The organism is Bradyrhizobium sp. LeoA1Lang, assembly GCF_055413685.1.
In genome coordinates this window covers 1-255 of record NZ_JBVAPG010000614.1, presented here as the reverse complement: position 1 = coordinate 255, position 255 = coordinate 1, and the positions used below count along the sequence as shown (strand labels likewise).

Annotated in this window: 1 protein-coding gene; it reads right to left on the bottom strand. The window is 71.8% G+C overall.

The genetic code is table 11. From position 1 onward, the window contains the following. Window positions 1-255, bottom strand: a 255-nt coding sequence (locus ACZYOF_RS44725) for a hypothetical protein (protein ID WP_463719716.1), incomplete at both ends; no start/stop codon positions are given.

Genomic DNA, 255 nt, shown 5'->3' with positions numbered 1-255 from the left:
GGCGGTAGTTCAACAGCGAACTGAACAGCGGCGCCGGCGCCGCAACGGCGCTGCAGCGTTGCGCCAAGGCCAGCGAGGCATGCTCGTGCGCCAAGAGCTCGGCCAGCCGGGCGTGGGTGGCCCGCACGCTCGCCTCGACCGCGGTGCCGTCAAGGTCAAGCCGCAGCGGCAGGGTGTTCATGAACAGGCCCATGGCGCGGTCGGCGCCGGCGCCGCCATGCATGCGGCCGAACAGCACCGTGCCGAACACCACCT